General features: G+C 61.7%; 22 protein-coding genes. 12 read left to right on the top strand and 10 right to left on the bottom strand.

The features are described 5' to 3' along the window. Window position 1: 1 nt before the first annotated feature. From AC3A43_RS04150 to hisH, 3 genes are read right to left on the bottom strand one after another with little or no spacing between them, the layout of a single operon-like run. A complete protein-coding gene (locus tag AC3A43_RS04150; RefSeq protein ID WP_487791265.1) occupies window positions 2-688 on the bottom strand; it encodes an acetyltransferase in 687 nt (228 codons plus the stop codon). Window positions 689-698: 10 nt separating this feature from the next. Further along, window positions 699-1,481: a HisA/HisF-related TIM barrel protein gene (locus tag AC3A43_RS04145; protein WP_487791264.1), complete on the bottom strand. Its 783-nt coding sequence runs from the start codon at window positions 1,479-1,481 to the stop codon at window positions 699-701. Next, the gene (gene hisH / locus AC3A43_RS04140) at window positions 1,481-2,152 is read right to left on the bottom strand and encodes an imidazole glycerol phosphate synthase subunit HisH (RefSeq protein ID WP_487791263.1); all 672 of its coding nucleotides are present in this window, start codon (window positions 2,150-2,152) and stop codon (window positions 1,481-1,483) included. Before hisH ends, AC3A43_RS04145 begins: the two co-directional genes overlap by 1 nt. Window positions 2,153-2,470: 318 nt before the next feature. Here hisH and AC3A43_RS04135 point away from each other — a divergent pair, with 318 nt between their 5' ends. The 4 genes from AC3A43_RS04135 to AC3A43_RS04120 are packed head-to-tail and all read left to right on the top strand — an operon-like array spanning window position 2,471 to window position 6,331. Beyond that, on the top strand, window positions 2,471-3,535 hold the full coding sequence (locus tag AC3A43_RS04135) for a Gfo/Idh/MocA family protein (RefSeq protein WP_487791262.1): 1,065 nt from the start codon (window positions 2,471-2,473) through the stop codon (window positions 3,533-3,535). Continuing rightward, the gene (locus AC3A43_RS04130; RefSeq protein WP_487791261.1) at window positions 3,528-3,992 is read left to right on the top strand and encodes an acyltransferase; all 465 of its coding nucleotides are present in this window, start codon (window positions 3,528-3,530) and stop codon (window positions 3,990-3,992) included. Before AC3A43_RS04135 ends, AC3A43_RS04130 begins: the two co-directional genes overlap by 8 nt. A 1-nt stretch (window position 3,993) precedes the next feature. Continuing rightward, window positions 3,994-5,091, top strand: a complete 1,098-nt coding sequence (locus tag AC3A43_RS04125) for a DegT/DnrJ/EryC1/StrS family aminotransferase (RefSeq protein ID WP_487791260.1) — start codon at window positions 3,994-3,996, stop codon at window positions 5,089-5,091. A gap of 13 nt (window positions 5,092-5,104) precedes the next feature. Beyond that, complete coding sequence (locus AC3A43_RS04120; protein WP_487791259.1) at window positions 5,105-6,331, top strand: glycosyltransferase family 4 protein; 1,227 nt, start codon at window positions 5,105-5,107, stop codon at window positions 6,329-6,331. A 14-nt stretch (window positions 6,332-6,345) separates the two neighbouring features. Here AC3A43_RS04120 and AC3A43_RS04115 read toward each other — a convergent pair whose 3' ends face one another. From AC3A43_RS04115 to AC3A43_RS04085, 7 genes are all read right to left on the bottom strand, one after another. Continuing rightward, window positions 6,346-6,948: a sugar transferase gene (locus AC3A43_RS04115; RefSeq protein ID WP_487791258.1), complete on the bottom strand. Its 603-nt coding sequence runs from the start codon at window positions 6,946-6,948 to the stop codon at window positions 6,346-6,348. Continuing rightward, entirely contained in the window at window positions 6,948-8,144 is a 1,197-nt protein-coding gene (locus AC3A43_RS04110; RefSeq protein WP_487791257.1) for a hypothetical protein, read from the bottom strand. Before AC3A43_RS04110 ends, AC3A43_RS04115 begins: the two co-directional genes overlap by 1 nt. 92 nt (window positions 8,145-8,236) lie before the next feature. Then, window positions 8,237-10,450, bottom strand: coding sequence for a GumC family protein (locus AC3A43_RS04105; RefSeq protein ID WP_487791256.1), 2,214 nt, complete (start codon window positions 10,448-10,450; stop codon window positions 8,237-8,239). A gap of 43 nt (window positions 10,451-10,493) precedes the next feature. After that, complete coding sequence (locus AC3A43_RS04100) at window positions 10,494-11,216, bottom strand: polysaccharide biosynthesis/export family protein (RefSeq protein WP_487791255.1); 723 nt, start codon at window positions 11,214-11,216, stop codon at window positions 10,494-10,496. Between the two features lie 31 nt (window positions 11,217-11,247). Further along, window positions 11,248-12,600, bottom strand: coding sequence for an O-antigen ligase family protein (locus AC3A43_RS04095; RefSeq protein ID WP_487791254.1), 1,353 nt, complete (start codon window positions 12,598-12,600; stop codon window positions 11,248-11,250). Window positions 12,601-12,778: 178 nt separating this feature from the next. After that, a complete protein-coding gene (locus AC3A43_RS04090) occupies window positions 12,779-14,740 on the bottom strand; it encodes a polysaccharide biosynthesis protein (RefSeq protein WP_487791253.1) in 1,962 nt (653 codons plus the stop codon). A gap of 177 nt (window positions 14,741-14,917) precedes the next feature. Beyond that, window positions 14,918-15,682 carry a metallophosphoesterase gene (locus AC3A43_RS04085; protein ID WP_487791252.1) on the bottom strand — a complete coding sequence of 255 codons (765 nt, stop codon included), beginning with the start codon at window positions 15,680-15,682 and terminating at the stop codon, window positions 14,918-14,920. Window positions 15,683-15,909: 227 nt separating this feature from the next. Here AC3A43_RS04085 and wecB point away from each other — a divergent pair, with 227 nt between their 5' ends. The 8 genes from wecB to tilS all read left to right on the top strand — a co-directional run bounded on the left by wecB (window position 15,910) and on the right by tilS (window position 24,121). Then, complete coding sequence (wecB, locus tag AC3A43_RS04080; protein WP_487791251.1) at window positions 15,910-17,043, top strand: non-hydrolyzing UDP-N-acetylglucosamine 2-epimerase; 1,134 nt, start codon at window positions 15,910-15,912, stop codon at window positions 17,041-17,043. After that, complete coding sequence (gene wecC / locus AC3A43_RS04075) at window positions 17,033-18,328, top strand: UDP-N-acetyl-D-mannosamine dehydrogenase (RefSeq protein WP_487791250.1); 1,296 nt, start codon at window positions 17,033-17,035, stop codon at window positions 18,326-18,328. The genes wecB and wecC overlap by 11 nt, the downstream gene beginning before the upstream one ends. Before the next feature lie 34 nt (window positions 18,329-18,362). Further along, the gene (locus AC3A43_RS04070; protein WP_487791249.1) at window positions 18,363-19,178 is read left to right on the top strand and encodes a class I mannose-6-phosphate isomerase; all 816 of its coding nucleotides are present in this window, start codon (window positions 18,363-18,365) and stop codon (window positions 19,176-19,178) included. A gap of 55 nt (window positions 19,179-19,233) precedes the next feature. Further along, window positions 19,234-19,800 (top strand): ATP-dependent protease subunit HslV, encoded by a 567-nt coding sequence (gene hslV, locus AC3A43_RS04065; RefSeq protein WP_487791248.1) that lies wholly within the window; start codon window positions 19,234-19,236, stop codon window positions 19,798-19,800. A gap of 3 nt (window positions 19,801-19,803) precedes the next feature. Continuing rightward, window positions 19,804-21,105: an ATP-dependent protease ATPase subunit HslU gene (gene hslU, locus AC3A43_RS04060; protein WP_487791247.1), complete on the top strand. Its 1,302-nt coding sequence runs from the start codon at window positions 19,804-19,806 to the stop codon at window positions 21,103-21,105. Window positions 21,106-21,248: 143 nt separating this feature from the next. Then, on the top strand, window positions 21,249-22,112 hold the full coding sequence (locus AC3A43_RS04055; RefSeq protein ID WP_487791246.1) for a helix-turn-helix domain-containing protein: 864 nt from the start codon (window positions 21,249-21,251) through the stop codon (window positions 22,110-22,112). A 115-nt stretch (window positions 22,113-22,227) separates the two neighbouring features. Continuing rightward, window positions 22,228-23,163 (top strand): tetratricopeptide repeat protein, encoded by a 936-nt coding sequence (locus tag AC3A43_RS04050; RefSeq protein WP_487791245.1) that lies wholly within the window; start codon window positions 22,228-22,230, stop codon window positions 23,161-23,163. Continuing rightward, window positions 23,117-24,121: a tRNA lysidine(34) synthetase TilS gene (gene tilS, locus AC3A43_RS04045; protein ID WP_487791244.1), complete on the top strand. Its 1,005-nt coding sequence runs from the start codon at window positions 23,117-23,119 to the stop codon at window positions 24,119-24,121. The genes AC3A43_RS04050 and tilS overlap by 47 nt, the downstream gene beginning before the upstream one ends. Window positions 24,122-24,142 lie beyond the last annotated feature (21 nt).

The raw sequence follows: 24,142 nt of genomic DNA, 5'->3' as shown, positions 1-24,142 counted from the left end.
CCTATCTCGGCTTGGCGGGGTTTCCGACGACGACCGCACCCGGCTCGACATCCTTCGTAACCACGGCCCCCATCCCGACGATCGCGCCAGCGCCGATAACGAGCGGCTTGTCGGGCGTGCCCTGCTTCAGGACGGCGCCGGTTCCAATATAGGCAAAGTCCTGGACATGCACATTGCCGTTGCAGCAAACGCTGGGCGCGAAGGTAACGAAATCGCCGATCACGCAGTCATGCGCGACATAGCTATAGATGTTGCACTGGAACTGGAGCCCGATCCGGGCCGAGGCGGTCACCATGGTACGAGCGGCGAAGACAGCGCCTTCGCCGATTTCGACATCGACCCCTTCGATATAGTCTTCGGCAAATAGCGAGAAGGGCTTCAAACCCGCACCGTCGCACTTGGCCGCCAGCTTCGCGCGCATCTGACCATCGCCGACGGCGACGATATATTCATCGGCGCCCGTCAAATCTTCGAGGCGCAGAACGGGAACAGACGCAGAAAAAAAAGGATCGTTGCCCGCGGGGCGATTGTCGTCGATGAAAACCAGCTCTGCCGGATCCCGACCGGCACGCAAGAGTGCCGCTCTGGCAGGAGCCACCAGTTCGCGTCCGAATCCGCCCGAACCATAGATCGCAAGCATTCCAGTCTCCCATTCTTCTCTGGCGGTCGCGTCCGGACCGCTTTTCATTTCAGCCTCTTCAGGCAGCCGCCATTTCGCGCGCCTTCGCAACCGCCTGCTCGCGCTCATCGGCTCGCGGATAGTTGATCAGCACCGCCTGGAGGCGGCCGTAGAAGGAGAACATCGAGCCGGCCGCCGCCGCCGATGCACCATCTTCGATGATGATCTGCGCCAGATCGGCCACAGTATCGGCGCCGCCAAGCGCCACGACGGGCAATGTAGTTGCCTCGACGACCGACCGCACCATCTCGCGGTCATAGCCGCAGCGCATTCCGTCGCGATCGATGGACTGGATGACGATTTCGCCTGCGCCCTGATCGGCGGCACGGCGCGCCATTTCGACCGGTGAAACGCCCAGCGCACGAGTCCCGCCGCGGCTGTAGACCTGATACCGGCCATCGGCCTCGCGCTTGGCATCGATCGACGCAACGACGCTCTGGCTGCCGAACTGCTTCGCCGCGTCCTCGATCAGCGTCCCGCCTTCGACAAAGGCGGTGTTGATCGAGATCTTCTCGATGCCGTCCTTGAACAAAGCAGCAGCCTGCGCAACGCTGTTAATTCCGCCGCCGAAGGCGAGCGGCATGAAGCATTCCTCGGCCAGATGGCGGATGACATGGGGCTGCGATGCGCCCTTTTTGTGAACGCCGACATCGATCACGATCAGCTCGTCGGCCATCTTGCTGTTAAAGATCTGCGCCGCGTTGACGATGTCGCCGATATAGCGTGCGGGTGCGAAGCGGTGCGTTTTGATGGCGCTGGTGCCATCGAGCAGAAGCACCGGAATGAATCGTAAGCGCCGCATTACATCCTCGCGAAATTCGTCAGGAGTTCCACACCGAACATATGACTCTTTTCGGGATGGAACTGCATGCCCATGATGTTGTCGCGTGCACATCCCGCAACGAACGGATAGCCGTAATTGCACCAGAAAAGCGGCTGAACGCTGTCGCTGCGCAAGGACACGTGCAGGCTGTGCACGAAGTAGAAGCGTTGCTTTTCCGCTTGCTCGCTGTGCGTCAGCGGGTGCTCGCCGACCACGTCGACCTCGGACCAGCCCATATGCGGAATGGGAAGTTCGGCCGAAAGGCGTGATCGGTCGAAGTGCGTGACGTCCATATCTAGCAGGCCTAGCCCTTCGCAATCGCCCTCTTCGCTGTGGTGCGCCAGCAACTGCATGCCCAGGCAGATGCCCAGGATCGGCTTCTTTTCGACGAGCGCGATGTGCCGGATCGGTTCGATCCAGCCGCCGCTCGCGAGATTCGCCATTCCCGCCTGAAAATGGCCGACGCCGGGAAGGATGATCCGGTCGAAATCCCCCAATTCGTCCGGCGAGGAAATGCAGGTCGCCAGTGCGCCCGAACGGCGCAGCATGTTGCGCACCGACCCCACATTGCAGATCCCATAGTCGATTATTCCGATATGCCCGGCCGAACCGATGGCTGGGCTTCCGCTCTTCTCGCTGCTTTCGTGCAAATGGGGGCTCCTTATAATTCAACTTGCCCGTGACGACGCCGAGCACAACAGCCTGGATTGCCCTCGTTCCAGCCCGTCCGGGCCTCTACAACCTATTGATTTAATCTCAAGGGGCTTTATGCGGGCGGCGATCATCTGCCTGTCCAGGGTCTTTGGAAAATGCCTGCCGAATCATATGCCGCGGTCCGGTTGCTGCAAGGACCTCCCGATACGGCGCCGATAAAATTGGGACAGGCCATCCTTCGTATCGGAACATTCCCCAAATTGCTCTTGGCCGTAGCGCCAGCCGCGCTTCACGGCTGATCAGGAAGGAAATCAATGCTGGATTTTTGTATCGTTGGCTGCGGCCGGATTGCCAAGCGGCATAGCGAGCTGCTGGGCAACGGCGTGATCCCGGGTGCGAAGCTCGCGGCGGTATGCGATGTCGTTCCCGAAAAGGCCGAAAAGATCGGCGAGCAGTTCGGCGTCCCCTGGTATACCGACATGCACAAGATGATGCAGGAAATCAAACCTGCGGTCGCCACCATTTTGACCGAGAGCGGCAACCACGCCCGCGACACGATCGCGCTTTCGCAATATGGCGCGCACATCGTCGTCGAAAAGCCGATGGCGCTGACCCTGTCGGATGCCGACGCGATGATCGATGCCTGCGACAAGGCAGGCGTGCGCCTGTTCGTGGTCAAGCAGAACCGTTTCAACGTGCCCGTCGTCAAGCTGCGCGAGGCGCTTGAAACCGGACGCTTCGGCAAGCTGGTGATGGGAACGGTGCGTGTCCGTTGGTGCCGCCCGCAAGCCTATTATGATCAGGACAGCTGGCGCGGCACCTGGGCGCAGGACGGCGGCGTGCTGACCAATCAGGCCAGCCATCACGTCGACCTGCTCGAATGGATGATGGGCGACGTCGTCCGCGTTTCCGCCATGAGCGCAACGCGTCTGGTCGACATCGAGGCGGAAGACACCGCCGCGGTCACGCTGCAGTTCGCCAATGGCGCGCTGGGCATCATCGAAGCAACGGGCGGAACGCGTCCGAAGGATCTGGAAGGCTCGATCTCGATCCTGGGCGAAGGTGGAACCGTCGTGATCGGCGGCTTTGCGGTCAACAAGCTGGAAACCTGGAACTTCGTCGATGCCGAACCGGACGACGATGCCGTCGTGCAGAATTATTCGGTCAATCCGCCCAACGTTTACGGCTTTGGCCATCAGGCCTATTACGAACATGTCGTCGATGTGATCAGCAACGGCGGCCCGCAGCTGGTCGACGGCCTGACCGGCCGCCGCAGCCTCGAGCTGATTTCGGCGATCTATGAATCGATCGAAACCGGCCGGACGGTCGATCTGCGCTTCAACCCACGCAACGCCAAACTGGGCCGCAAGGATGGCTGATCCGATCCTGCTGCAAAGCGGCATCAAAGACGTAAGTTTCGGCGAAGGCGTGAAAGTCGTTGCGCCCGCCAACCTCTATGGCTGCGCGATCGGCGATCATTCCTTCATCGGCCCGTTCGTCGAGATCCAGAAGGATGTCACGATCGGCAAGCGCTGCAAGATCCAGTCGCACAGTTTCATTTGCGAACTGGTGACGATCGGTGACGATTGCGTGGTTGCGCACGGCGTGATGTTTATCAACGACCTGTTCGGCACGGGCGGTCCGGCGATGGGCAATCGCGACCTGTGGAAATCGACCCGGATCGGCAACAAGGTGTCGATCGGTTCGAACGCGACGATCCTGCCGGTAGCGATCTGCGACAATGTCGTGATCGGCGCGGGGTCGGTCGTGACGCGCGACATCGTCGAACCTGGAATTTATGCGGGCAACCCAGCCCGGAAGATGAGGAATTTATAAGGTGGTGAAATTTCTTGACCTGGTCGGCCAATATCATTCGATCAAGGATGATATCGACGCAGCGATCAGCCGTGTCATTACAACGTCGGCGTTTATCGGCGGTCCCGACCTGAAGGCGTTCGAAAGCGAATTCGCGGCCTTTCAGCAGGCCGAACATTGCATCGGCGTCGCCAATGGCACCGACGCGATCGAAATCGCGATCGAAGCGCTGGACCTGCCGGCCGGATCCGAAATACTGGTCCCTGCCAACAGCTTCATCGCCAGTTCCGAAGCCGTCACCCGCTCGGGCCACCGCGTCGTCTTTTGCGAGGCCGACGCGGTCAGCTACACGCTCGACATGGCCGATATCGAACGCCGGATCACCCCAAAGACAAGGGCGATCATTGCCGTTCATCTTTATGGCCATCCCTGCGACATGACCGGCCTGATGGATCTGGCCGAACGGCACGGGCTGAAGATCATCGAGGATTGCGCGCAGGCACATGGCGCGGAAATCGACGGGCGCCGCATCGGCGCTATCGGTCATATCAGTGCCTTCAGCTTCTATCCGGGCAAGAATCTGGGTGCCTATGGCGATGGCGGCGCGATCCTGACCAACGACGCCGACCTGGCGCGCAAAGCGCGGATGATCGCCAACCACGGCCGCATCGACAAATATGATCACCAGTTCGAAGGCCGGAACAGCCGCCTCGATGGTCTGCAGGCCGCGATCCTGCGCGCCAAGCTGCCGCATCTCGACGGATGGATCGATCGCCGCAACAGCGTCGCGCAGCGCTATCTCGCGGGCTTGCAGGGGCTCGAATGGCTAAGCCTGCCGACCATCAAGCAAAATGTCCGTCATGCCTTTCACCTGTTCGTCATCCGCACCACGCATCGCGACGCGTTGCAGACCTGGCTGAAAGAGCAAGGCGTGGATTCGGGCGTCCATTACCCGATCGCCCTCCCCGACCTCGCCGCCTATGCCTATCTTCGCGACGACAGCACGCCGACACTGGCTTCCGACCTTGCGCCGACCCTGCTTAGCCTGCCGATGGGGGAGCATCTGAGCGAGGCCGACGTCGATCAGGTTATCGCCGCGGTTCGCTCGTTCCAGCCCTGACAGCGTGGAACCGATGCACATAGTCTATCTGCACCAGTATTTCGTCACGCCGGATCAGCCGGGCGGTACCCGCTCGTATGAAATGGCGCGGCGACTGGTTGCGGCCGGGCATCGCGTCGACATGATCACCACCGATCAGCAGGCGAAGGGCGATGGCCCCGCCTGGCGCGAGACCGATGAAGCCGGAATCCGGGTGCATTGGGCCCGACAGCCGTACGACAACAGCATGGGCTGGCTTGGCCGGATGAAAGCGTTTGTCGGCTTTGCCATTGCAGCGTCGCGTCGCGCGGCGTCGTTCCGAGATGCCGATGTCATTTTCGCGACGAGCACGCCGCTTACGATAGCAATCCCGGCGATCTTCGCGTCGTGGCGCCTTAAAAAGCCTTATGTGTTTGAAGTTCGCGATGTCTGGCCCGCTGTTCCGATCGCACTCGGCGCGCTGAACAATCCGGTTTTGCGATGGCTGGCCTATCGGCTGGAGCATATTGCCTATCATCGCGCCACGCGCGTCGTTGCACTGGCCCCCGGCATGGCCGAGGAGGTCGCCCGGACTGGCTATCCCCCCGAACGCATCGAGGTGATACCCAATGGCTGCGACAATGATATTTTCGGGACGGTGTCGCCCGAAGGCGCCGACGCACTCGCCGAATATTCGGACTGGCTTGGCGATCATCCGCTGATCCTGTTCGCGGGCACGTTGGGCAAAGCGAATAATGTCGGCTATCTCGCGGATGTGGCGGCGGCGATGCTGGCGCGCGATCCCGACATTCGGTTCGTCATTATCGGGGCGGGCGCCGATCGCGACGCGATTGCCGACCATGCCGCGAAGCTGGGCGTCCTCGACCGCAACCTGAAACTCGTCCCCGCGGTCCCGAAGAGGGTGCTCGCCGGATGGATTCAACGCGCGTCGATCTGCCTCGCGATGTTCTCGGGACCGCGTATTCTTTGGAAAGACGCGGTGCAGAACAAGTTTTTCGACGCCTTGTCTGCCGGAAAACCCGTCATCTCCAATCACGAAGGCTGGCAATGCCAGATCGCGGTCGAGCATGACGTCGGCTGCGCAATGAGCAGTGAAAACCCTGACGAAGCGGCCACGTGCCTGCAAAAATATGCACGCGACACCCCTTGGCTTGAGGGCGCTGCCGTGCGCGCGAAAAGCCTCGCCGCCGATCGCTTCAGCCGCGACACCCTCGCCCGTCAGCTGGAACAGTGCCTGACGGCGGTCGCGCAGAAGCGATAAAAGGCTTTCCTGCCTTAGTCGGCTGACGACGGCGTGCCGGTAAAACGCGGCATTGTCGCTTCGCCGTCGGCCGAAATATCCGCGCGGTGCAAAACCTTGAGTATGGTGAGCATCAGGATTTTGATATCCAGCCACAGCGACTGATTGTCGACATACCAGCAATCGAGCGCGAACTTCTGTTCCCATTGCAGCGCGTTGCGACCGTTGATCTGCGCCCATCCGGTCAGCCCCGGCCGAACATCGTGTCGCCGCGCCTGTTCGGTGCTGTAGAGCGGCAAATAGTCCATGAGAAGCGGTCGCGGCCCGACCAGACTCATGTCGCCCCGCACGATGTTCCAGAGCCCTGGCAGTTCGTCCAAACTCGAACTGCGGAGAAATTTCCCGAACGATGTCAGACGCTCGGCATCGGGCAGCAGCGCCCCGCTGGCGTCGCGCGCGTCGGTCATGCTGCGAAATTTCAGCATCGCAAAAGCCTGACCGTGCAAGCCCGGCCGAAGCTGGCGGAACAGGACCGGCGATCCCAGCTTCGTTCGAACGAGAAGTGCAACGATGACCAGCACCGGCGAAAGCAGCAGCAGCGCGCCGACCGCAGCGGAGAAGTCGATCACGCGTTTCATTATTCGGCCGGGCGCGCTTTCGCTGTCGCGGGGGCAGCGCCATCCAAAGCAAGGCGATCGACGACGATGCGGGCAGGATCACGCCCGATGCCGCCCGTCATATGCATTTCCAGCATCGCAAGACGGCATCCCGCGGGCACCGCCATGCGCATCAGCGTCCCCGTTTTAGCCGCCAGCAGATTGACGGTCTGCACGGTCGTTTCAGGCTTCGACGTCAGACACCGCAGCTTCCAGTACGCGCTCGAACCGCCGTTGACGTTGCGCTCGGCAATCGACCAATAAAGCGTGTGCGATGCCCCGGGATTTGCAAACTCGATCAGCTTCTGTCCCGCTACACCGATCGTATCGGGTGTGGCATAAAATTCCAGAGCGCCGCCATACCTGGTTTCAAGCGCGGAGCCCCCCTGATCGGATTCATCGGCGAAAGACCAAATCGCCGGACTATATCCGACCGAAAGCGTCTCTGGCGTGACGGCCACCGTGCGCAAAACCCCCGCCTTTGCGCCGGGAAGGCGCGGGTAGAGGGCCATCGCCTGCGTATAGGCTTTTTCGCGAATGAGCCGTTCGAACAACAGCGAATAATGCCCGCGGAGGAACTCACCATCGGGTATCTTTTTGGCGCCAAGCAGCAATTCCGCGACATGCGCCGAGGCGGGCGCCCGTGCGACAGCCGCACCCATGAACCGTGCGTACCAAGGATTGGCGGGATCGACATAACGAACCAGTTCCTTGCGCGCATCCGGATAGGACAACACCGCGACCAGCTGATTGATGACCACAGCCGTTTCAGAGGGTTTATACGTCCGCAGGAAGATGTCGAAATGCTTGAGCCCGGCCGTCGCCTGCGATTTGCCAAGCGCTGAATTGGCCAGCCAGGTTTGCGTAAGGCCGTCGCGGCGCGAGAGCCGTCCCGCGGCGACCATCGCCCTGTCCGCCCCTTGTTTGTCCCCCGCCGCATTCAATCCAAGCCCGATCGAACGAACGAGCGCCGACGACAAGGGCGCCGCCGTCAGCAAGGCACGCCGTGTCTGGACATGCTTCTTCGCCGCCGCGACGCCGGGCGCCTTGGCCATAATCGCCGCATCATGCTTGTCGATCTGCTTCATTTCGGGGTAGCCAAAGGGCGCCGCCCAGCGAAACGCCGAAATCGGAATGCCGATATTCGACGCCGCGGCGGCAAAGGACAGAATGGCCAACAGCAGCGCAATCGCCGCTGCGACAATCCCTTTTCCCGTCAAGGCGATGCTCGGAAGCTTGAACTTGAGGCGCGAAGAACGCCCGCGACGGCTCACCGCGTTTCCTCACCGGCCGTTTCGGTATCGCGGCCGTAGCCATAACCATAGCCATAGCCGTAGCCGTAGCCATGCTGTTCGCTGCGATATTTCGTGAGGATGGCGCCGAACAGACGCGCCTTACCCTGCCGCAGCCTGGCCACCGACAACTGCGCGGCGCGAACGGACGTCCGCTGCGCCTCAGTGACATAGATGACGCCTTCGACGACCTGTGCGATCAGAGGCGCATCCGACAGGCCCAACAACGGCGGCGAGTCCAGAATGACATGGTCATAATGCTCGCTCAGTTCGCTGACGAGCTGCTTCAAACGATCGTTGCTGAGCAAGTCCGCGGCACTCGGCGGAATCGGTCCGGCGGCGAGGAAGCTCAGATTCTTCAGCTCGGTCTTCTGGACCCATGTCTGCCAGTCGGTTTGCCCGGTCAGGTAGTTGCTCACCCCGCCCTCGTTGCGCAGTCCAAGGTAATTCCATACCGACGGCTTGCGCAAATCGACGTCGACCAGAATGACCGACCGTCCGACCCGGGCGATCGTCGCCGCCAGCACCAGGCTGGACGTCGATTTGCCCTCTGCCGGCGCCGAAGACGTTAGCGACAAGGTTCTCGGCAAGCCATGGTCGGTCGTCAGCGCAAGATTGGTTCGCACCGTCATATAGGCTTCGGAGAGTTCGGATTTGGGATCGCTGATCAACTCCACGCTGGTCAGGTCGCCGCTGTCCGGAATCACGCCCAATATCGGAAGCTGAAGCGCGGCGCTCAACTGTGCGGGTTCGCGAATGCCCTCGTCCAGATTTTCCAGGACCACGACGGCAAGGCCGGCCAACCCCATACCCGCCAGCAGGGCGAGCGCCAGATTGAGCATCAATCGGGGCGACGACGGACTCTCGGGAGAAATCGCGGGATCGACAATCGAAATATTGTTTGTCGCGACGCCCGCAACGCCAATTTCCTTGTAGCGTTGCAACAGGCTTTCGTAGAGCTGGCGGTTGGTATCCACCTCGCGCTGATAAATATTGTACTGGATCGACGCCCGATCCTGGCCCGACAGCAAGGACAGCATCGAATCCAAGCGCGAACGCAACTGGCCTTCGCGATCGACCGCGGCACGATAGGTCGCCGACACGGCATCCCCGACCCGCCGCTCTTCGCCGGCAATGCTCGCATCAATGGCGTTCAGCTGATCTTTCAGCGCGCGCGCAGCGGGATATTCGGGTTCGAACTGGACGAGAATTTTCGCATATTCGCCGGCGACTTCCGCACGACGGCTGCGCAAATTGTTCAGCGCCGGATTGGCGAGGCCTTCAGCGCTGCTGCGATTGCGTCCCGACGCGGACATCCGTGCCTCGGCGGCCACGCGATCCGCGACAGCCTTGGCCAGTTCGGCGTTGACGCTTTCGACATCCGCACGCGCCAGAGTTTGCGTTGTCCGCGTCTTGCCATCGACCGATTGCGAATCGGAAAGCCGGACGATCTTCTGGTTTTCGGCGTAATCGACCAGCGCGCGTTCGGATTGCTGCAGACGTTCGCGTAGCCCTTCGAGGCGCGTTTCGAGGAAGCGACGCGCGTCGGAGGTCGAGGCGAACCTGCGGTCCATGCTCTGCTGGACAAAAGAATTGGCCCAGCTGTTTGCGATGCGGGCCGACAGGCCGGGGCTCGGGCTTGAAAAATGAATATCGACCAGTGCCGAACCACGGATCGGTGAGATGCTGATGCCGTCCAGCAGGACGTCAGTGGCGCGCGCCTCGCGCTTCTTGAGCTGAGCGCTCGACAATTGTCCGAAACCGGCGTTGGTCGGCAAGACGTCCTCGTCCTGATCGAGCCCGAAGGTTTTGACGAAATCCGCGTCGCGCGCCAGGCGCAGGTCCTTCACCACGCGCTCGGCCAGCGAGCGCGCCTTGAGCAGATCATATTGCGTCGAATAAAATTCGAGATTCTGCCCCATGTCCCGAGCCTGCACGCCCTCGAAACTGGTCACATTCGCCTGCTGCCGCGCAATTTCGATCCGCGTCGTCGCCGTATACAGCGGCTGCGCGAGCAACGTCATCACCAGCCCTGCCGCCAGCGCGGCAATGAGTATCGCGAGGATCAGCCAGAGGCGCCGACGAGCAATATTCCAGTAATGGAAGATGATCGGAAGCGCCTTGCCCGTCCCGTCGGCATCGTCGCCGTCGACACCGACATTCCCTAGTGAAGGTTCTGCCACAGAATTCATCAAAATACTCACTTAACAGGAAGATAGACGGTGCCGCGAACGGTTATCGGTTGTCGAGGACCGCCACCAGGGGCGATATCAACAGCGGTGCAGCGGTCAGGAAATCACGAAAGATGCGACGGCCCGGTGAATCTCCGACAACGATCGTGTCAAAAGGATAGACCTTCGGGTCGGCATAGACGCCGCGTCGGATCGCGCGCAAATTATAGAGCGCCGCCATCCGCTGATCGCCTACGGTCCGGAAAATGACGACGTCGTCGAGCTTGGCGAATTCATTCGCCCCCTTGGCGGCCGCAATCGCGCGCGTCAGCGTCATGTCGGTGACCGCCGGATAGTTGCCCGGCTGGGTGACCTGTCCGTCCACCGTGACGAACCGGCTGGTCGTCTCGTCGAGGTTCACCGACACCTGCGGGTCACGGACATGCCCCGCCTTCAACCGCTGCGACACTTGCGCGGCCGCTTCGGCCGGCGTCAGGCCCAGCGCCTGGATTTCGCCCGCCATCGGAATGGAGAAACGGCCTGCGGCGTCCACCTGGATTTCGCGCCGCATCAGATCGGGAAAGCCGAAGACGTCGACGATGATGCGATCGAAGGGTCCGATGCGATAGCCGTCCGAAGTCAGCAATCCCAGCCCTACGGGCGCGGGCAGTTCGCCCTGGTGAACGACAGCTACGGCTTCGGTGGTCTCGAGGGGGATGGACTTCCCGCACGCGGCCAACGACAAAGCAGCGACCGTCACGCCAATCGCTCTTGTCAGAAACGTCATGTCATACCCTTTAAATGCCTAAAAACCGTCGTCATGCCGGGACTTTCTGCCCATAAACGCGACGATAGACAGAGACTATCCACGCGACCGCAAGGGCCGCAAAAACTGCCAAAGAAGGCGTGCGGAGGGGATACTCACCAACACTTGCGATAGCAAGCAGGGTTAGAACAGAAACGCCCGTCCGGAGCAGGATCAGATCGTCGCGCGAGGACGACATCCGTTGATCCGGCCTAATCGCAAGACGAACCGCGCTTAGCAGAAGGATGGCCGCAATCAGGAGTATGAGGACCGCCGGCAGGCCGCCGGTCACCCATATTTCCATATAGTCATTGTGCGCATGGTTGAAATAGTTCGGCGAGAGCAAGTTATACGGCTCGTAAACCTTATATATTTCGACGAAGCTTCCCATCCCGCTGCCAAAGGGGAACAGTTCGCCGGCCGCATGCATCAGGGTGGAAAACGCCGTCCAACGCAGATCGCTCGACACATCTTCGGTAAACAGGCGATCAAATGCAGGCGCCCGCAAACTTGCGAACACGAGCAATGCCACCATCGCGGCCCCGATCGTGATATAGGCGGAAAACGAAAGCTTCCGGACGCTCGACATTTCGATGCGGCGTCCGACCGCAAGCGGCGCGCGGTAAATCCAGAACGCCGCCGGAATCGCCAAACCCGTCAACAACAGGCCGTTGCGCGAGCCCGTCACGAGGATCAGCGGGATCAGGAATACCGCCGCGGCGATCGTCACAGTTTTCTGGAATATCACCGTCTCCTGACGGGCACTGATAAGCGACAGGTGCGCGGCGAGCAATGGCAGCAGGCAAGCCAGAAAGATCGCCTGATGGTTGCGATTGGCGAACAGGCCCACGGCCATGCCATTGTTGGTAATCCGGTAGAGATAGAGTGGACTGGTCGGCGAACCAATCGCCTGCAGCAGCCCGAGCAGCCCGCTGGCCATGCCGATGATCAGGACGGCGCGCAGAAGACCGGCCTGCTGCGCCTTGTCGAGCGAGAAGCACAGAAGCAACATCGCGACCGGGAGCATCAACGACAAAAGAGCATTGAGCGTGGCGATGGGAGTCATCGAAATCGCTTGCCAGGGAAGCGCCATCCCCGTGGCCCGGAACGTATCGGCGACGACGCCGCGTCCCGGAAGCTCCGACCAGATGGCCGGCGGCAACGGGACAAGATGCAAGACGGGCAGCAACACGATGGCGATAATGAGCCCCGGCAACCAGCGCTCCTGCCAAAACAACGGGCCATATTTCCACAATGCATAGACGAGGGCGACCGCCGACAACGGGCGGAGAAGCAGTAGCGAGACGATGTCCGCGCGCGATCCTCCGCCGAGCAAGAACGCCGCAACCAGGAGCGCAATGGCCAAATAGGCCCTCTTGGGAGGCGCCCCTCGCCGAGCCGCACCGGTAAGAAACGTCATAAATGGATAATCCCGACGAAGAGGAAGGCGCGATAAAGCTTACGAATCGATGATGGGCGCCATTGGCATTATCTCAATGGAACGTCCAGAAGAAGCCACAGCGTGGGGCCTTCGCAAACGCCGGTCAAGCCGCACCCGTCGCGGTCTCGGCCTTCTCCTGCGTCATCGATCGATACTCCGGCACCAGTTCCGCCATGATCGCCAAGACGCTTTCCTTATCCCCCGCATCCAACGCAGCCGCGAGGGCAGCAAGACGCTGTTCGAGGAGCGACCACTCCAGCATGGATTCGTGCGACTGGATGATGCGCTGGTGACTGGTCGGCTTGGGGTCGTCACCGATAAGCAGCTCTTCGTACAGCTTTTCACCGGGGCGCAGCCCGACTTCGGATATCTCGATATCGCCGTACGGGTTGTCGCCCGTTCGCACGGTCAGTCCGCAAAGCTGGACCATCGCAACCGCCAGATCATAGATCAGGATGGGTTGTCCCATATCGAGCACGAAAACTTCGCCGCCCTTTGCCATGGCGCCCGCCTGGATCACGAGCTGCGATGCCTCCGGGATCGTCATGAAATAACGGGTCACCCGCCGGTCGGTCAGCGTGATCGGCCCGCCCCGGCTGATCTGCTCCTTGAACAAGGGCACGACCGAGCCACTCGACCCCAGAACATTGCCGAACCGCACCATCGTGAAGATTGTTTTCGACCGGTCGTGCGCGCGTGCCTGAAGGATCAGTTCGCAAATACGTTTCGACGACCCCATGACATTGGTTGGCCGAACCGCCTTGTCGGTGCTGATCAGGATGAACTTTGCCACGCCAACTTTTTCGGCGGCGAGGCAGCAATTCAGCGTACCCATCACATTGTTGCGAAGTCCGGCGATGGGGTTCATCTCGACCAGCGGCACATGCTTGTATGCAGCCGCATGAAATACGGTTTCGGGGCGATAGCGAGAGAATATACGGTGTGCCGATCCGGCGTCCGCCACGTCGCACAATTGGGGAACGATCACTGTGTCGAGCCCACTCGAACGCAGAAGCTGCGAGAGTTCGCGCTCGACAAGATAAAGCGCCAGTTCCGACTGCTCGACCAGAACCAGCTGCTGCGGCCGGCAACTCAGTATTTGACGGCACAATTCGCTTCCGATCGACCCGCCAGCCCCGGTCACGAGAACCCGCTTTCCAGCGACCGTGCGCCCGAGCAGCAGCGCGTTGGGTGCAACGGGGTCGCGGCCAAGCAGTTCGTCGACCTCGACCTCACGAAGATCGCTGACCGAAATTTCGCCGTCGATGATGCTGCCGACGCTGGGAAGCGCCCGGACATGCACATTCTGCCCCGATATGCCTTCGACGATTTCGCGCCGGCGCGCCCGCGAGGCGCTCGGAATCGCCAATAACACCTCGTCGAGCTGCAAATCCTCGATTTGCGCGTCGAGGTCCTGCGCATGATATACCGGAATGCCATCGAGCAATTGCCCATGGAGCCTGCTGTCATCGTCGAAAAAGGCGACGAGCCACATATGGGGCTCGTGACGCATCGCGAGCGCAAGTTGCTGCCCCGCCCGCCCCGCGCCATAGACGGCAACCCGTCGGCGCTCGGCGCTACCCTTTACGATGCCCAGAATGTCGTTGAGGCCAAAGCGAATGACCAGTCGGCTAAGGGTCAACAGCGCCAGAAAGATAATCGGGTGCAAGAGTCCCATCGTGCGCGGTACGCCCGGAATTCCGACCGCCATGAGGATGAAAAACATGGGGATCGCAAAATAGGCACAGGCGACGCCCAGGCCGGCCATCGTTCGCCCCCCCGCGAAACGGATCAGCGACGAATAGATGCGCATGGCCCATGCGATCGGGAACCAGAACGCCAACGCGCATCCGATGATGATCGCGATCGACCGGTCCCATAATTGCCAGTTGCCGATACGCAGCGACAACGCAATCCACGCCGCAATAATGCAAAGAACGGCGTCCATCGCGACGGCAAAGCCGCGCCTCTCGCTGCGCGGCCGCTCGGCCAGCCAGGACAGAGCGCCTATCGCATAGGCCTTTATCTTTTCCAGACGGCTGTCCGCCTGGTTACTGGCCTTCAAATTTACCAAATCCGTCACTCGCAATGTTTGCCGCGCCGTTGACGCGGAAGCCGGGCGATGAATGACCAAGTCAAACATCGACCTATCCAAGTTATTTCGTCGGCTTTTTAACGACATCTCATATAGGGAACAAGCTACTATCCCTTGCCCGTCTTTTTGCGCTGTCGCACTTTTCGGTCAGGTCGTCAGAAACCGCCGCTCGTCATTTTCGATTGCGACTGCGGTCAATACACCGCTGGCATAAGCCCCGGTATCGATACCCAGGCGGTTCGCGCGCTCGTCCACCGTTTGGGTGATCGTGTGGCCATGGACGATGAATCGCCCGAAATCGCCGTCGGCCGAAAGGAACGGCTCCCTGATCCACCGCAGGTCCGACGGCTTCTGGCTGTCGAGCGCGACGCCCGGCCGGAGTCCGGCGTGGACGAACCCATAATCGCCGAGCAAAACCATTTCCTCACCCGCCGCCAAAAAATCGCGGTGGGCCGCCGGAACCGCCTGTTCCAGCACGACCAGCAATTCCTCATAGGTCATGCGCGAATAGGTCGCGTGGTCGATCCCATAGCTCAGGATCGTTTCTTCACCACCGATCCGGCAAAAGAATTTGAGCGCGGCGACGTCGCCGCTCAGAGCCTTGATAAAGACTTCTTCATGATTGCCGACAAGCCAGTGAAAGACCGGCCAATCGCGCCGGAGTCTGATCGCCCTTTCGATCACCGTCGCGGACGATGGCCCACGATCGATCAGATCGCCCAGCAGGATCAATCCGCAATTCGGGTGCGGCCGGGCCGTCTTGTCGGCCTCGATCTTGTCCATCAGCTCGGCGAACAGATCGTCACGGCCGTGAATGTCGCCAACGGCATAAATCCGAAGGCCTTCGGGCAAACGCGGCGGGGGCACCGAAACGACGTCTCGGCTCTTTTTCGAAAACAGGAAGGAAAACATGACGCAATGAACCAGCATAGGTGAGCGGCGGCACAATGTAGCGCCGCCTCGAAATCGACGCCCGTTTAACCGATCACCGGGCGTGTCGCTAGTCCTTGCGGTCCAGCCAATTCTCGGCTTGTCTTTGACCATCGGCACCGCAGACCGCCGGCGGGGTTAATCGATCCTCAACCTCGATTCCCTACTGAACAGCGCCATTCCAGCGATTTTTAAAGGCTTATGACGAAATGGAAAATACGGGTCGCCCAAAGGTCATGGTCGTGTTTGGAACCCGGCCCGAAGCGATCAAGATGTTCCCCGTCATTCATGCTCTTCGGGACAATGGTTCGTTGAACACACGCGTTTGCGTGACCGCCCAGCATCGGGAAATGCTGGACCAGGTCCTTCAAATCGCAAACATCCAGCCCGATATCGATCTGGACGTCATGCAGGGCAATCAGACGCTCGACAGCTTGCTGGCGCGGCTCGTGACCGGCCTCGGCGAGGCCCTCGACGCCGAAAAGCCCGACCGCATATTGGTCCATGGCGACACGCTGACCACCATGGCGGCGACATTGGCCGCCTATTTCCGCAAAATCCCGGTGGGTCATGTCGAAGCGGGCCTGCGAAGCGGCGATATCTACCATCCGTGGCCCGAAGAAGTGAATCGCAAGGTCGCCGGCGCCGTTGCCGACCTGCATTTTGCACCGACCGAAACCGCGGCAGCTGCCCTGCGCGCCGAAAATATACCGGCCGAGCGCATCCATGTCACCGGCAACACGGTGATGGATGCCCTGCTCGCGACAAAAGCACGGATCGACGAAGAGCCGTCGCTTGCCGCGGGACTAGACCCGCTCGTTGCCCGCTTCATCGGCAAACGCATCATCGCAGTCACTTCGCACCGTCGCGAGAATTTCGGCGACGGCATGCAGGCGATCGCCGAAGCGATCGCGGCGATCGCGGTACGCGACGATGTCGCGATCATCTTTCCGGTCCATCCCAATCCGCATGTTCGCCAGGCGATGGAGCCCATATTGGGCGACTTGCCCAATGTCGCACTGATCGATCCGCTCGATTATCCGCATTTCGTTCGCCTGCTGGCGATATCGGATTTGGTGCTGACCGACAGCGGCGGCGTTCAGGAAGAGGCGCCTTCGCTGGGCAAACCCGTGCTGGTGATGCGCGAGACCACCGAGCGTCCCGAAGGGATCGCCGCGGGCACCGCGCGGCTTGTCGGAACCGACAAAGCGCGTATTGTTTCCGAAATTTTCAAGCTTTTGGACGACAAAGACGCCTATTCGGCCATGGCCCGCGCCCATAATCCGTTCGGAGACGGCACGGCGGCCAGACAAATTGCGGAGATTGTTGCGCGTGCCCATTGATTCGGAACAGAAAGTCACGGTCCTCGGGCTCGGTTATATCGGCCTTCCCACCGCAGCGCTGATCGCGCGCTCGGGCTGCAGGGTGACGGGCGTCGACGTCAGCCAGTCGGTCGTCGATACCGTGAACAGCGGTAAAGTGCATATCGAAGAAGTCGATCTCGACGGCCTGGTCCAAGGCGTCGTTTCGCGCGGTTCGCTTGTCGCCTCGACCGAGGTCGCGCCAGCCGACATTTTCGTCATCGCGGTACCGACACCGCATGACGATGAGCACCGTCCCGACATCAGCCATGTCCTCTCCGCCGCGCGGGCGATTGCCGTGAAACTCGAAGCCGGCAATCTCGTCATCCTCGAATCGACGTCGCCCGTCGGCACGACCGAAAAGGTCGCCGCGCTACTCGCCGAACTGCGCCCCGATCTCAAGGTGCCCGGAGCCTGTGTGGGCGCGGCGGACATCTTTGTCGCTTACTGCCCCGAACGCGTGCTTCCCGGACGCATCCTGATCGAGCTCGTCGACAACGACCGCTGCATCGGCGGCATCACCCCCCGTTGCGCACGTCGCGCCATGACCTTCTATCGCCAGTTTGTGCGCGGGGCGTGTGTCACCACCTCGGCGCGCGCCGCCGAAATGGTGAAGCTGGTCGAAAACAGCTATCGCGACGTCAACATCGCCTTTGCCAACGAACTGTCGATGATGGCCGAGCAGATGGGCGTCGATGTGTGGGAGGTGATCCGCCTCGCGAACCGCCATCCCCGCGTCAACATCCTGCAGCCGGGCCCCGGCGTCGGCGGCCACTGCATCGCGGTCGATCCTTGGTTTCTCGTCCATGGCGCCCCCGACCACAGCCGCCTGATCCGCACCGCGCGCGAGGTCAATCTCGCCAAGACCGCGCATGTCATCGGCGCCGCCGAGATGCTGGTGTCGCAGCATCCGGAGGCGCGCGTCGCCTGCCTTGGCCTCGCCTTCAAACCCAATATCGACGATTTTCGCGAAAGCCCGGCGGTCGAGATCGCCGCCGCGCTCGCGCGCCGGTTTGGCAAGCAGATCGAAATCGTCGAACCCTATGCACGCGGGCTGCCGATGGAATTCGCCGGGACCGGCGCCGAACTGATCGATCTCGACAGCGCACTCGCCGGGTGCGATCTGCTCATCGTCCTCGTCGACCATGACCTGTTCAAGTCGATCCCGATCGAGGAACGCGGCGACAAGATCGTCTATGACACCCGCGGGCTGTGGCTCGACCAGCCAAACGGCGGCAACGGCAATCGTCTGCACAGGGCCGCCTGATGCAGGTCGCTTGACGCCCCAAGTGGCACTCCACATGCTCGAACCAATGCTGACCCGCCTCGAAACCATCATTGTCGAAAAACCCTGGGGTCGCACTGACGTCCCCAGAGAGTTCGGCGATTTCGGCGGGCGTCGGATCGGTGAAATCTGGTTTGCCAATCCCGCCGGCGACGACGCCCCGATCATGGTCAAATTCCTCTTCACGTCCGAACGCCTGTCGATCCAGGTTCACCCTGACGATGCGGCGGCAAGGGCTGCGGGTTTCCCCCGGGGCAAGGAAGAATGCTGGCTGATCCTCGACGCCCAGCCTGATGCCGAACTCGGCGTCGGCCTGACCGCCGCGTCTACACGCGAAGCGCTCCATAATGCGGCGATCGACGGCACGATCGTCGACATGGTCGACTGGCGGCCGTCGAAGGAGAACGACTTCGTTTACAACCGCGCGGGCACGATCCATTCGATCGGCGGCGGGCTGACCATCGTCGAGGTGCAGCAGAATGTCGACTGCACCTATCGCCTCTATGACTATGGCCGCCCGCGCGAACTGCAACTGGACGAAGGACTGAAGGTCGCGACGCCCGGCCCGGTGCACGATTTGCGCGACACCGTCGTGGCCCCCCACGCCAACATCATGCTGGTCAGCGGACCGCATTTTTATCTCGCGCACCTTGCCGCGCCGATCGACGTCGCGCTTCTCGAACGAGCGGCGGGCGAATTCACTTTCGTGCCGCTATCGGCAGGCTGCCGCGTCGCTGGTGAGCCTGTCGCGTTCGGTGAGGCTGTGCTCTTCACCGATCCGGAGGCTATCGAGATCGACGAAGGCGCCCGGGCACTTCTGGCTTGGGCCTGATCGCGCCAATACCCTCCCCTTGCGGCCCCGCCCGCCATCTCCCATATCCGGCCGCATGACCAATCCTCATGCGCAAAGTGCCGCGCCCTGGCACGGAACCACCATCCTTTCCGCCCGCAGCCCCGGCAAGGTCGTCATCATCGGCGACGGTCAGGTATCGATGGGCCAGACGGTGATGAAGCCCAACGCCCGCAAGGTGCGCCGACTCCACGACGGCAGCGTCATCGGCGGCTTCGCCGGCGCGACCGCCGACGCCTTCACACTGTTCGAACGCCTCGAAGCCAAGCTCGAACGTCACAATGGCCAGCTGCTTCGCGCTGCGGTCGAACTTGCGAAGGACTGGCGCACCGATAAATATCTGCGCAACCTTGAGGCGATGATGATCGTCGCCGACAAGGAGGTGACTTTGGTCATCACCGGCAACGGCGACGTGCTGGAACCGCAGGGCGGAATCGCCGCGATCGGATCGGGCGGCAATTATGCGCTGTCGGCCGCGCGCGCGCTCGTCGACTATGAAAAAGACCCCGAGGTGCTGGTGCGCAAGGCGATGGAGGTTGCCGCCGATATCTGCGTCTACACCAACGACCAGTTCACCCAAGAAACCATCGAAATCCAGGCGTAAAAAATGAACAAAGATCTCACTCCCAGGGCAATCGTTGCCGCGTTGGACACGCACATCATCGGCCAGGACGCCGCCAAGCGCGCGGTCGCCGTGGCGCTGCGCAACCGCTGGCGCCGTCAGCAGCTGTCACCCGATCTCCGTGACGAGGTCAGCCCCAAGAATATTCTGATGATCGGCCCCACCGGCTGCGGCAAGACCGAGATTTCGCGCCGTTTGGCCAAGCTTGCCGATGCGCCCTTCATCAAGGTCGAAGCGACCAAATTTACCGAGGTCGGCTATGTCGGCCGTGACGTCGAACAGATCGCGCGCGACCTGGTCGAGGAAGCGGTGCGGCTCGAGAAGGACCGCCGCCGCGAGGCCGTTCGCGCCGCCGCCGAGGAGGCGGCGATGGAACGGCTGCTCGACGCGCTGACCGGAAAAGGCGCAAGCGAGGCGACGCGCCAGAGCTTTCGCCAGCGCATCCGCGAAGGCCATCTCGACGACAGCGAGGTCGAGATCGAAGTCGCCGACGCGCCGAGCACGCCATTCGAACTGCCGGGCCAGCCGGGCCAGATGAGCATGATCAATCTGTCGGATATGCTCGGCAAGGCGATGGGCGGAGCACCCAAGAAGCGCCGTAAACTAAAGGTTATCGAGGCCGCGACGCGATTGATCGAGGAAGAGCAGGACAAGCGCCTCGATCAGGATGATGTCGCGCGCATTGCGCTCGCCGATGCCGAAGCGAACGGGATCGTTTTCCTCGACGAGATCGACAAGATCGCGGTCAGCGATGTGCGCGGCGGATCGGTCAGCCGCGAAGGCGTGCAGCGCGACCTGCTGCCGCTGATCGAGGGCACGACGGTCGCGACCAAATATGGGCCGATGAAAACCGACCATATTCTGTTCATCGCATCGGGCGCTTTCCATGTCGCCAAGCCGAGTGACCTGCTCCCCGAGCTTCAGGGCCGCCTGCCGATCCGCGTAGAACTCAGCGCGCTCACCGAAGCCGACTTCGTGCGCATCCTTAGTGAGACCAAAGCGGGACTGCCCGAGCAATATGTCGCGCTTCTTGGCACCGAAGGCGTGACCATCACCTTCACCGATGATGCGATCGCGCGTGTCGCCAAACTGGCTGCCGAGGTGAACGAACGCGTCGAGAATATCGGTGCGCGCCGTCTGCAGACGATCATGGAGCGGCTGGTCGAAGAGGTCAGTTTTGGTGCCGAGGATATGTCAGGAACCACATTGGCGATCGACGCAGACTATGTCGAGCGCCAGCTTTCGGAGATCGTGGGCGATACCGACCTCAGCAAATATGTGCTCTGACGTGCTGTTTTTCGGACAGAACTAGATCGCCCTCTTTTCAGCCGGTCGATTGCCGAACTTCATTTGACTTTGCCGCGCCGTCAGTGCGATGACGGCGGGGCACGATCCACATGGGTTGCGAACGGTCGGCACCGGAGACAACAATGGCAGACGAAGAGGTCGCCACCCAAGGCGAACTGGCGATTACGCGTACGGGTGATCGACTGCGCCTTGCGCGTGAAGCGGCAGGGCTCTCGCTCGCCGATGTCGCGACACGCACGCGCATCACGCAGCGTCACCTCGCCGCGATCGAAAAGTCTGATTTTTCGGAACTTCCGGGCCGTACTTATGTGACTGGTTTCGCCCGCGCCTATGCCCGCGCCGTCGAACTTCCCGAGGCGGAGGTCGGCGCCGCCATTCGCCGCGAACTCGAAGAGGACGCCTATGGCTCGCGGCCGCTTTATGAAGCCTATGAGCCCACAGATCCGGCACGCCTGCCGACCGCGCGACTGACCTGGACCCTCGTCATCGTGACGTTGCTGCTCGCATCGGCCTATGGCGTCTGGCGCTTCCTGTCGGTCGAGCCCGACGAGGCGCTAATCGCAGCCCAGAACCGCGCCGCGGATGCCTCGGAAGCGCCGCAGAGCGACGCTACCGCTGCATCGCCAACCAAGGCCGGAGCCACCGCTTCGGCCGTGGCCGCAAACGCTCCGGTTGTCCTGACGGGTGTGTCAGAGGTCTGGATCGGCTTCGACGACGCGCAGGGCAAGACCGAAAATTGGCGCACGCTGGACGCTGGGGAAACCTATCAGGTCCCCCCCGCCTATATCGATCAATTCACCCTGCGCACCAGCATTCCGCAAGCGCTGAAGGTCACCGTTGGCGGCCGCGACATCGGTCCCGTCGGTCCCGCCGACACGTTGGTCAAGGGCGTCTCGCTGAAGCCCGCCGATCTGGTGGCACGCGCCGAAGGCAATGGCACCGTAAACACGGCAACGCCGACCGCCCGGCCTCAGCCCAAGGGCTGAATCGGCCATCATTCGGACGGGCCAGAGCGGCAGCGCACCGAAATGGGTTTGCGCTGCCCAGCTTTGCCGCGTTATGAGCAGCGAAATTGGTTAATTAGTGGGGACCTAACGGCAGATGATGATGCGTCAGATCACTTTCCTGGGAGCGGCAACGATTGCGCTGGCTACGGCGATGCCGGCGGCGGCGCAGGACAATACGGTCGTCAAGCGGGTCGATCGGCTCGAAAAGGAAATGCGCGCGGTTCAGCGTTCGGTTTTTCCGGGCGGCAGTCCGACCTTCTTTGAAGGCGAGATCACGCCTGACAACACGCCCGGCGAACGCGCCCGCAGCAACGCCCCGGTGATCGACCTCACCGCACGCGTCGATGCGCTCGAATCGCAGCTGCAAACACTGACCGGCCAGACCGAACAAAATGCCTTCCGTCTGCGCGAACTGGAAAAGCAGTTCACTGCCTACAAAACCGAAATGGACAAACGCTTCGCGGATCCGACCGCCGCTGGCGAAGCGGTTGCGACGCCCGCCAGCCTCGCTCCGACGGTAAAGCCCCCCGCGACGGCGGCGACTGCGGCCGCAACGCCGGTCAAGAAGCCCGCCGCAAAGCCTGCGACCAGCGACGCCGCGCGGCTCGCGCTCGTCAAGAAGGTCGAAGTTCCGGCAAGCGGCAACGAGACCAAGGATGCCTATGATTATGGATATCGCTTGTGGGAAGCCAAGCTTTATCCCGAGGCGCAGGCCCAGCTGAAGACGGTCGTGACCAAATGGCCCAAGAGCAGCCAGGCGAGCTTCGCACAAAATCTGCTCGGCCGGGCCTATCTCGACGAAGGCAAGCCGAGCCTCGCCGCCGTCGCCTTCTACAATAATTACAAGGATCGCCCAAGCGGCGCCCGCGCCCCGCACAGCCTGATGTATATGGGCGTTGCGCTCGACAAGCTCGGCCGCAAGGCCGACGCCTGCAAGGCATTCCGCGAACTCGAAGAAGTCTATGGTGACAAGGCCCCGCAGGATGTCCGCACCGATGCTGCCGCCGCAAAAACAAAAGCAGGCTGCTGACCGCGACGCCGCGGATCGGCTGGCCGGCGATCTCGCCCAGCTCATCGGATCCGACTGGCATCGCCTGCATTATGGCGTCGCGGTTTCAGGGGGGCCCGACAGCATGGCGCTGCTGTGGCTGATGGCGTCATTGCTGCCCGGCCAAGTCTGGGCCGCAACGGTCGATCATGGTCTGCGCAAAGGTTCGGACGAAGAGGCCCGCATGGTTGCGGGTTTTTGCGAGCGCGAACATATTCCGCATTCGACGCTAAGCCCGCCGACGCCGATCAAGGGGTCGCAGCAGGCCGCAGCCCGAACCGAACGCTACCGCTTGCTCGAACAATGGCGCGAAGCGAACGCGCTCGACCATGTGGTCACGGCGCACCACGCCGACGATCAGCTCGAAACGATCGTGATGCGGCTGAACCGCAGCAGCGGCGTCGGCGGCCTTGCCGCGATCCGCGCCAAAAATGGCGTGGTCCTGCGCCCGCTGCTTCCCTGGCGGCGCAAAGAACTCGTGCATCTCGCGCTTGAAAACGACCTGCCCTTTGTCGACGATCCATCGAACAGCGACAATCGCTTCGACCGCGCCCGCCTGCGTCACGCATTGCAATCGCAAACCGCGCTCGATCCCGCCGCCGCGGCGAAATCGGCAGCGTGGCTCGCCGAAGCCGACGAAGCGCTCGATTGGTCGGTCGAGCGACTGATCGCTTCGTGGCCCGACGCCTCCGACATCGCAGTGATCCGCGATGATGGCTATCCGCCCGAAATGTTCCGCCGCATCGTCGCGCAGCGCCTGCGCGCCAATGCGCCGCAGCTTGTCCTGCGCGGCGCCTCGCTGGATGGCGTGATTGCGGCGATGCACCAAGGTCGGCGGGCGATGGTCGGCGCGCTGCTGATTGATGCCGTGCGCGGCCTCGAAGGGACGATTTGGCGCATTTCCGCGGCCCCGCGCCGGAAAGCGGCGAAAAAGGGCTGATTGCCTCATTGTCATTTAACC

It is taken from the genome of Sphingopyxis sp. Soil_C_28, from assembly GCF_057657055.1.
The sequence above is the reverse complement of the archived record's forward strand: the minus strand, read 5'-3'. Positions and strand labels throughout refer to the sequence as shown.

Bases quoted from the DNA above. Each gene is read 5' to 3' on its own strand.
- AC3A43_RS04150 (WP_487791265.1), bottom strand. From the start codon at position 688: ATGAAAAGCGGTCCGGACGCGACCGCCAGAGAAGAATGGGAGACTGGA.
- AC3A43_RS04145 (WP_487791264.1), bottom strand. From the start codon at position 1,481: ATGCGGCGCTTACGATTCATTCCGGTGCTTCTGCTCGATGGCACCAGC.
- AC3A43_RS04135 (WP_487791262.1), top strand. From the start codon at position 2,471: ATGCTGGATTTTTGTATCGTTGGCTGCGGCCGGATTGCCAAGCGGCAT.
- AC3A43_RS04130 (WP_487791261.1), top strand. From the start codon at position 3,528: ATGGCTGATCCGATCCTGCTGCAAAGCGGCATCAAAGACGTAAGTTTC.
- AC3A43_RS04120 (WP_487791259.1), top strand. From the start codon at position 5,105: ATGCACATAGTCTATCTGCACCAGTATTTCGTCACGCCGGATCAGCCG.
- AC3A43_RS04115 (WP_487791258.1), bottom strand. From the start codon at position 6,948: ATGAAACGCGTGATCGACTTCTCCGCTGCGGTCGGCGCGCTGCTGCTG.
- AC3A43_RS04105 (WP_487791256.1), bottom strand. From the start codon at position 10,450: ATGAATTCTGTGGCAGAACCTTCACTAGGGAATGTCGGTGTCGACGGC.
- AC3A43_RS04100 (WP_487791255.1), bottom strand. From the start codon at position 11,216: ATGACGTTTCTGACAAGAGCGATTGGCGTGACGGTCGCTGCTTTGTCG.
- AC3A43_RS04085 (WP_487791252.1), bottom strand. From the start codon at position 15,682: ATGTTTTCCTTCCTGTTTTCGAAAAAGAGCCGAGACGTCGTTTCGGTG.
- wecB (WP_487791251.1), top strand. From the start codon at position 15,910: ATGGAAAATACGGGTCGCCCAAAGGTCATGGTCGTGTTTGGAACCCGG.
- AC3A43_RS04070 (WP_487791249.1), top strand. From the start codon at position 18,363: ATGCTCGAACCAATGCTGACCCGCCTCGAAACCATCATTGTCGAAAAA.
- hslV (WP_487791248.1), top strand. From the start codon at position 19,234: ATGACCAATCCTCATGCGCAAAGTGCCGCGCCCTGGCACGGAACCACC.
- hslU (WP_487791247.1), top strand. From the start codon at position 19,804: ATGAACAAAGATCTCACTCCCAGGGCAATCGTTGCCGCGTTGGACACG.
- AC3A43_RS04055 (WP_487791246.1), top strand. From the start codon at position 21,249: ATGGCAGACGAAGAGGTCGCCACCCAAGGCGAACTGGCGATTACGCGT.
- AC3A43_RS04050 (WP_487791245.1), top strand. From the start codon at position 22,228: ATGATGATGCGTCAGATCACTTTCCTGGGAGCGGCAACGATTGCGCTG.
- tilS (WP_487791244.1), top strand. From the start codon at position 23,117: ATGTCCGCACCGATGCTGCCGCCGCAAAAACAAAAGCAGGCTGCTGAC.